Consider the following 7,178-nt stretch of genomic DNA (forward strand, 5'->3'; position numbering starts at 1 on the left):
GACCGGCCAACCCCGTCAAGGACAAGTTATGCACCCATTTTTTTTTGCATTTTTTCTTCGAACGCTTTGGTTTCTGCCGGGTTAGCCAGAACTGCCTTGGCTTGCTCCATCGTCAGCCCACCCATCTTCTCGCAAGTGCCGGTAGGCTTGACGACGAAGTCGCCTGGGTTGTAGTTCATGGTGGTGGTGCCTTTGCAAGAATGCAGACCTGAAATCCCGGCGCAGTCGTTGTGGCCGGCCGTGGCCACGCCAAAACATTTGCCCATGCTCTCGGCATGCGCTGCGGGGACTACGACGAGCACGCCCATGGCGAGCATGGATGCGGCCGCGGTGCTGAGGAATTGACGCTTGTTCATGGTGAGGCTCCTGAGAAGAGTGGATGCGGAAGCAGGCAGTACGCCCGTATGGACCCGGGCATTGGATGACCGGGTTGCATCTTGGTCGGCCTGCAAGGTGATTCCTGACAAAACAACGCATTGGGGTAAACCCGTGGCCCATGTCCATACCAAACATGACATGCAGGCCTATGGAAGAATGCGGCGCAACCCCAGGTGTAATGATCAACGTACCCATGCCCACCAAAGCAGTCACAAAGGACTCCACCGAACTCCATGCTCGCATCGAGGCTCTACGCCCGATGCTGCTGCGGTTGGCGCAACTGCAGTTGCGCAACCTGTCCTGGGCCGAGGATGCGGTGTCAGATACATTGTTGGCCGCGCTGGAAAGCACCGCGCGCTTTACAGGCAAATCGCAATTCAAGACCTGGGTGGTGGGCATCCTCAAGCACAAGGTGCTCGATCAACTGCGCCTACGTCAGCGCGAATGTCCGTATGACACCGACGAAGACGACGAGCAACTCGAAGATTTAGTGTTCAAGCCCGACGGTCAATTCCAGACCCTGCCACAGAACTGGGATGCTCCCGCCGAGGCGCTGCAACAGCGCCAGTTTTTCGAAGTGCTCGAGGCTTGCCTGGACACTCTGCCGGGACAAATTGGCCGCGTGTTCCTGATGCGCGAATGGCTGGAACTCGACACCAAGGCCATCTGTCAGGAATTGCGCGTTTCTCCGACCAATGTATGGAAGATGCTCTCCCGTGGTCGTCTACGTCTAAGGGAGTGTCTGCAATTCAACTGGTTTGGACAATCATCACTGTGAAACTCGCCACACTCCGCTCATGCCGGGAAATTTCCGCGTTGGTCCTAGCGCGGGAAGACCGCGTGCTCAGCTTTCCAGAGCGATTGGCAATCCGCTTGCATTTCCTGATGTGCGAAGCCTGCCCGCGATTTGAGAAGCAGGTTCTGACGATGCGTCAGGCCATGAACAACTGGCGGCATTACCGGGGAGACGATTCGGACGAACCGAAGTAAGCTCGGCTGCAGTCTTGCTTGGTTACGCCCGCCAGCAGCCTGACGACCGTTGAGGATCAACGGCCAGCAGATCTCAAAGGTCAGGCTGGTGAACGGTGAAATCTTGGTAGAAGACGCACACCAATGACGTCATGACTTCGGGTAGTAGTTCTTCTGCGCCAGCGCCTCGTACAGCGGTGGCGTGAACAAGCCCGAGAGGCGCGCGGCCAGCAAGGCGGTGGCCATCATCGGGATGACCATGCCGGTGCCGTTGGTCATTTCCATCACGATAACGAAGGAGGTGATGGGTGATTGCGTGACCGCAGCCAAGTACCCCGTCATGCACAGCGCGATGAGCGCCGGCATAGGCGCCCAGGCAAAGGCGATGTGCACCCATTGCGCCAGCCCCGCACCGATGGACAGTGAAGGCGAGAACAGCCCGCCGGGAATGCCGGCCATGTAGCTGATCACCATGGCCGCCCACTTGGTGATGGCGTAACCTTGACTCAGCGGCGCCGTGCCCTCCAGCAAATGCCGTGCCTGGTCGTAGCCGCTGCCCCAGGTCTCCCCCCCAGTGGCAACTCCCAGCGCCGCAATCGCCAGACCGATGATCAGTGCGTAGGCCAGCGGCTTGTGCGCGCGCCATGCCTGCAGCGGCTTTGGCATCCACACCTCCCAGTGCAGCAGCGCCCAATTGAACGCAGCACCAAGCAGGCCGCAGAGTATGGCGGTGAGGATGACGGGGAACACAAAACCGATATCGAAGTTCTGTGGCACATTGATCTGGCCGAAGTACAAGTAGTTGCCGGCAAGCGCCAAAGAGGTGAGGCCCGAGAACACCACGGCGGTGATCATGGTGCCATTGGTGCGGCTTTCGAAATCGCGCGCAATCTCCTCAATGGCAAAGATGATGCCGGCAAGTGGTGTATTGAACGCGCCGGAAAGCCCTGCCGCAGCGCCGGCCAGCAACAACTGACGCTCAAGCTTCGGGCCGGCGTGGGGATAGAAGCGTCGCGTCTCGGCCATGATGGCCGCGCCGATGTGCACCGTGGGGCCTTCGCGGCCGATGGTCATGCCGCCCAGAAAGCCGAGCAGCGACACCACAAGTTTGCCCACGATCACGCGCAAACCGAACAGGCGGTGAATCAGGGTTTCATCGCGGGGTGCGTGCAGCGCGGCAATCACTTGTGGAATGCCGCTGCCTTCGCTGCCGGAGAACCAGCGCCGCGTCAGAAAAACGGCCAGCACCGTGAAAGCCGGGGTGATGAGAAAGGCCAGCCAGGCACGCCCGGCGATCCAGCCGATGAAGACGTTGTAGGCATCGTTGCTCCACTGCGCATAGAGCACAGCCACCAGCCCCACCAGGAGTGCAGCGCCCCAAGGCAGGCCGTACTGCAAAAACAGCCGGCGAGAACGGCTTTTGACTAAACGTCTCCACGCACGCTTGCGGGAGGAACCTGGTGATGAGGTGGGTTCGGCGGTAAGCAGTGTCATGCGTGTTGGCTGTGGCGGCTCAGGTCCCCATGCGGATAAGCTGCTTCAAATCATGGGCGATCTCAATCGGGGGCGTAACTTCGGTCCCGATGAGCATACCCTGCCCCTTCTCATCGAACACGTAGATTGCTGCGCTGTGCGTCACGGTGTAATTGCCGTTTGGATCCGGCTTGCCATACGTGTAGGCCACGTGGTAGCGGGATGCGAGCGCCCTGATCTGCTGGGGTGACCCCGTGATGCCGCGAGCCTTCGGGCTGAATGCGGCGGTGTCAGCACGAAGGACTTGCGGCGTATCGCGTTTGGGATCCACGGTGACAAACAAGATGCGCACATCCTTGGCTTCTGCCCCGAGCCGTTGAACAGCGCGCGCCATGTGGGCCATGGTTAGCGGACAAACATCCGGGCAATGGGTATAGCCAAAATACACCAGAATGACTTTGCCGAGGTAGTGGTTCGCTGAGACGATCTGATGGTCAGGGTTTTCATGGCGGTGAACTGCAAGGGTGTCATCTGCTGGCTAATGTCATCTAGATCTCAGTGAAAGGGCAGGTGACTACAGAGTCATCCTCCAGCAGGGGATAGACCCCGATGGTGTGCCTGCCCGTCTGGTGATCGTCGATCACCGCATCCGACAGCGGCAGCAGCCGACGATGACGGCAGTCGCTGCAGGGGATGCGCGGCTTCTCGCAGGTCCCAGCATGTCATACATGGGCACAAGCTGGCGCATGCCCGTCTTGCCCGAGGGATTGCTCTCCCAGCACACCGGGTAGAGATCGCTGCGGCCACGGAACAGACGGCGAAACAGTACCACCTTCGTGACCGTGGACAGCCCCGGCGCGCTCGGCTGCGCGCCAAGCGATGCCACGCTGCTCCAGCAAGGCCACCATCGGGCATCTCCGCCGGCAAGGTCGACGCCGATTGGGGCCGACCCGAGGGTTCGCTCGACAACTGGCGCCCCACCTCCAGCACATCCACCTTCCGGCGCATCACGGGCGTTCCGACGGCTTCGCCGCCCGCGCCGCCCGGCGCACGCGCACCGTCCCATCCTCCCCGACCTCCCAAACCAAGGTATCCCCCGCCTCGACCCCGAGAGCCTTGAGGATCTCGGGCGGAACCCCAATCCTGCGGTGCTGGTTCTCCTGCTGCGTCCGCTCCGCCAGGCGCATCACGAACAACAAGCTCCCCAGGGTGCCCAGGACGGCCATCGCCCCAGTGGCATACACCCCCATCATGAACGACATCGTCCGTCTCCTTCAGGTTTGATCCGCAAGTTGGATGTCCGCAAGTTGGACGCCCTGGGGCTGCAGGGCGGGGGATGCGGTCGTGCGGACGTTGTCGTCCTCCGCCCCTGCCCCTGCCACCCCGGCCACTTCAGTCACCTCAGCCGCCCGCAACGCCGCCGCACAAGCCGGGTTGAGCCACAGCACCTCGATGCGCGCCACCAGCCTGCGCCCCAGGTTGTGCGCCCGCGTCGCCAGCTCCACCCGCTCCCAGTCGGCATACAGGCGGTCATACAAGGGCGAGGCATAGCCCGACAGCAGCACCATGGCCTGCGCCGCATGCAGCCGCTCGGCGAGCCCGGCATGCTCGGCATCGTTCATCTCATCGGCATAGCCCCCCAGCCCCCGGGCTTCACGCACATAAGGCGGGTCGGCGTAGATCAAGGTCTGCGCCCCGTCATGGCGGGCGATGACCTCCAGCGCCTCGCGGTTCTCGATCACCACGCCGGCCAGACGCTGCGTGAACGCCGCAATCTGCAGCGGCCACTGCGCCCAGAGCTGGGCATAGTGCACCCCCGCCTGCGACACCCTGGTGTTCAACGTCGAATAGTGCCGCCGCCCCCCGGTCGCCGTATCCTGCCCCAGGCCGAACCAGGACCGCACCAGCAGCCGCCGGGCGCGTTCCACGGGATCCTGCGCCACGTCGAAGGCCAGCATCAACTCCTCCCGGGCATAGGGCGTCAGCACACAGACCTCCTGCAGCCGTACGGCCAGCGCCGGGTCGCGCAGCACCCGGAACAGGTTCACCACCTCGCTGTGGATGTCGTTGTACACCTCCTGCACCGCGCGCGGCTTGCGCAGCAGGATGGACCCACCGCCCCCGTAGGGCTCGACATAGACCCGGTGCGGCGGGCAGTGGCGCAGGATGAAGGGGGCGATACGCCACTTCGAGCCGAAGAAGCGCAACACCGGCCTGGACAGCGGCCGGGGCGAACGCGAGGGACGTGAGCGACGCGTCATGACGCCACTCCGGAGGCATCCTCCGCCCCGACCCCGTCCTCCGCCCCGACCACGGCATCCGGGCTGAACACCAGATGGCGGCGCCAGGCGTGCCGGCTGTCCACCCGGGCGGCAAACCCCCGCCGCCGCAGGAACGCGATGAAGAAGCTGAAGTCATCGGGCGAGCCGAACACCGCCCCCAGGATGCTGGGCGCGGGCCTGCCATGGCCACAGCGTCGGCGCAGCGTGCGGCAGGGCACGCCATCGTCGCCGGCCAGCTCCAGGAATTGCCGGGCGGTGGGGCTCAACGATTGGGGATCAACGACCATGGGTCATCCTTGGACAAAGGGGATCGAACAACAGCGTCAGCAGCCGTCAAGCCTGCGGCAGGAAGGCCGCGCAGGCGGCGCTGCTGGCGGGACGGGTGGGGCGATGCGCCCACCCAGGAGATTGTGCAGACCCCCGGCCACTGCCGCCCCGGGTCGCCCCTGCTGTCTGAAAACCAGGAACGGGATCCACGTCGCCACCAACATCGCCATCGGGTTCTCCTCGGATGCCCACCGGGGCATCGCCAGAACCATCATCCCGCACGGCCGTGGCTGCGCAAGTCGGCCAAGCCAGGCGATGGGTGCAGTCGGCCAGACGGGCTTGCCGACTGCCGGTTGTTCGACAGCCGGCAGCCGACAGACTTCAGGCGCGGGCCACCCAGAGGGTCTTGCCGCTGATGCGGCACAGCGGGCGAATGCGCCCCTCGCGTTCGAGCTTGACGCTGAGGCCGGCGCTGATGGGCAGACGCTGGTGCGCGGCGATCAAGGTGTAGCGCCGGCCGGCGTGGTGGGATTCTTCGAGCGTCGCGCCGGCGGCGACGAGTTGGACGAGGAGGGGGTAGAGGCGTTCTTCGCGCATGGGAATCTTATATGGATGCCCCCCGGCGATCAAGTGGCAATTGGCGTTGTGCTGTGAAGAAGTCGGCTGCTGCCTTATATCCGGCCTTGGTTGCAAGCGGCCTGGTTGCCCAGGCGTGCTTGCTGGCCCCGATGTCATTCGCGGACAAGCGCCTCATCTCCTAGAGCGGACTGTTGAAGTCCGAGCACCCATTCAGGTTTGGCTTGCCCCGGTCCGACCGGTTCACATCACGCTGCGTCTTGCTGCCTTATCGCCTACAAAGGCGTTCCATATCCTTTCGTGAGGTTTGGTGATTGAATCGGCTGTCGTGCTGTCAGACCGCTTGCGGACGGACGCTGCGATAGCCCCTGTGGTACTCCTGCTGCCGTGCGGTGACTGCCCAGATCGTTCGCGCCATCTTGGCCGCCTGGGCCACGATGACCACATTGGCCGGACGCCGCGCTTGGATCTGCTCCAGCCAAGGTCCCGGCTCTTTGGCGTGCGACAGCACGGATCGCGCGCCATGGATCAGCAGCGTTCGCACATAACTGTCACCGCGCTTGGAGATGCCTTGCAGCCGCACCTTGCCGCCCGTGCCCCATTGCCTGGGCACCAAGCCCAGCCAGGCGCAGAACTCGCGCGCCGAGCGAAATGCTCGCGGATCACCCATGGTGGCGATGGCCGCCGTGGCCGTGAGCACGCCCACGCCCGGAATTTCGGCGATGCGCCGCATGTCGGCGTCCTGGCGTAGCTGCAATGCCAAGCGCTTCTCGATCGCGGCGATGTCCTCGCCCAGCACCTTGATCCGTTGAACCTGCTCGCGCAGACTGTCGGCGACCGTCTGCGGCAATGTGTTCGACAGCGCCTCCAGCGCCACCTCGACCTCGCCCAACATGGTCTTGGTTCCCTTGGCGAACGTCGCTCCGAACTCGTAGAGCAAACCGCGCAGTGCGTTGGTCTGCATGAGGCGCATCTTCATCAGCAACTCGCGTTGGCGATGCAGCGTCAACGTGGCCTGCTGCGCCAGCGACTTCACGCCCACGAACTTGGTGCCCGGCTGCTGCACCGCCAGCCAGATCGCCCGCGCGTCCGTCGCGTCGGTCTTATTGCCCGACACGAACGGCCGCACCGCCTGGGCGTGCAGCAGCCTCACTTCATGGCCCAGCCCGCGCAACTCGCGTGCCCAATGGTGTGCGCCGCCACACGCCTCCATCACGATCACGCACGGCGCCC

At 63.7% G+C, this 7,178-nt stretch carries 10 protein-coding genes and 1 pseudogene; 2 read left to right on the plus strand and 9 right to left on the minus strand.

The genetic code is table 11. From position 1 onward, the window contains the following. Positions 1–26 precede the first annotated feature (26 nt). Positions 27–356 carry a BufA1 family periplasmic bufferin-type metallophore gene (locus tag ACYCUK_RS14835; protein ID WP_461595480.1) on the minus strand — a complete coding sequence of 110 codons (330 nt, stop codon included), beginning with the start codon at positions 354–356 and terminating at the stop codon, positions 27–29. A gap of 215 nt (positions 357–571) precedes the next feature. Between ACYCUK_RS14835 and ACYCUK_RS14840 the strand changes: the two genes are divergently transcribed. After that, a complete protein-coding gene (locus tag ACYCUK_RS14840; protein WP_461595481.1) occupies positions 572–1,156 on the plus strand; it encodes a sigma-70 family RNA polymerase sigma factor in 585 nt (194 codons plus the stop codon). Further along, positions 1,153–1,368, plus strand: a complete 216-nt coding sequence (locus ACYCUK_RS14845; RefSeq protein WP_461595482.1) for a zf-HC2 domain-containing protein — start codon at positions 1,153–1,155, stop codon at positions 1,366–1,368. The genes ACYCUK_RS14840 and ACYCUK_RS14845 overlap by 4 nt, the downstream gene beginning before the upstream one ends. Positions 1,369–1,497: 129 nt before the next feature. Here the strand turns inward: ACYCUK_RS14845 and ACYCUK_RS14850 are convergent, their stop codons facing one another. The 8 genes and pseudogenes from ACYCUK_RS14850 to ACYCUK_RS14885 form a co-directional block, all read right to left on the minus strand. After that, positions 1,498–2,841 carry a chloride channel protein gene (locus tag ACYCUK_RS14850; protein WP_461595483.1) on the minus strand — a complete coding sequence of 448 codons (1,344 nt, stop codon included), beginning with the start codon at positions 2,839–2,841 and terminating at the stop codon, positions 1,498–1,500. 19 nt (positions 2,842–2,860) lie between these two features. Then, complete coding sequence (locus ACYCUK_RS14855; protein ID WP_461595484.1) at positions 2,861–3,268, minus strand: SCO family protein; 408 nt, start codon at positions 3,266–3,268, stop codon at positions 2,861–2,863. A gap of 100 nt (positions 3,269–3,368) precedes the next feature. Next, positions 3,369–3,524 (minus strand): annotated as a pseudogene (locus tag ACYCUK_RS14860) (TOTE conflict system archaeo-eukaryotic primase domain-containing protein); the annotation flags it as partial. A gap of 303 nt (positions 3,525–3,827) precedes the next feature. After that, positions 3,828–4,082, minus strand: coding sequence for an AbrB/MazE/SpoVT family DNA-binding domain-containing protein (locus tag ACYCUK_RS14865; RefSeq protein WP_461595485.1), 255 nt, complete (start codon positions 4,080–4,082; stop codon positions 3,828–3,830). A gap of 12 nt (positions 4,083–4,094) precedes the next feature. Next, complete coding sequence (locus ACYCUK_RS14870; RefSeq protein WP_461595486.1) at positions 4,095–5,081, minus strand: DNA adenine methylase; 987 nt, start codon at positions 5,079–5,081, stop codon at positions 4,095–4,097. Next, positions 5,078–5,389: a hypothetical protein gene (locus ACYCUK_RS14875; RefSeq protein ID WP_461595487.1), complete on the minus strand. Its 312-nt coding sequence runs from the start codon at positions 5,387–5,389 to the stop codon at positions 5,078–5,080. Before ACYCUK_RS14875 ends, ACYCUK_RS14870 begins: the two co-directional genes overlap by 4 nt. A 361-nt stretch (positions 5,390–5,750) precedes the next feature. Further along, positions 5,751–5,966 carry a hypothetical protein gene (locus ACYCUK_RS14880; RefSeq protein ID WP_461595488.1) on the minus strand — a complete coding sequence of 72 codons (216 nt, stop codon included), beginning with the start codon at positions 5,964–5,966 and terminating at the stop codon, positions 5,751–5,753. 313 nt (positions 5,967–6,279) lie between these two features. Continuing rightward, positions 6,280–7,178 (minus strand): IS110 family RNA-guided transposase (locus ACYCUK_RS14885; protein WP_461595489.1); only part of this gene is annotated, 899 nt, incomplete at its 5' end.

Source organism: Thiomonas sp., from assembly GCF_054608695.1.

Bases quoted from the DNA above. Each gene is read 5' to 3' on its own strand.
- ACYCUK_RS14835 (WP_461595480.1), bottom strand. From the start codon at position 356: ATGAACAAGCGTCAATTCCTCAGCACCGCGGCCGCATCCATGCTCGCC.
- ACYCUK_RS14840 (WP_461595481.1), top strand. From the start codon at position 572: ATGCCCACCAAAGCAGTCACAAAGGACTCCACCGAACTCCATGCTCGC.
- ACYCUK_RS14850 (WP_461595483.1), bottom strand. From the start codon at position 2,841: ATGACACTGCTTACCGCCGAACCCACCTCATCACCAGGTTCCTCCCGC.
- ACYCUK_RS14865 (WP_461595485.1), bottom strand. From the start codon at position 4,082: ATGTCGTTCATGATGGGGGTGTATGCCACTGGGGCGATGGCCGTCCTG.
- ACYCUK_RS14870 (WP_461595486.1), bottom strand. From the start codon at position 5,081: ATGACGCGTCGCTCACGTCCCTCGCGTTCGCCCCGGCCGCTGTCCAGG.
- ACYCUK_RS14875 (WP_461595487.1), bottom strand. From the start codon at position 5,389: ATGGTCGTTGATCCCCAATCGTTGAGCCCCACCGCCCGGCAATTCCTG.
- ACYCUK_RS14880 (WP_461595488.1), bottom strand. From the start codon at position 5,966: ATGCGCGAAGAACGCCTCTACCCCCTCCTCGTCCAACTCGTCGCCGCC.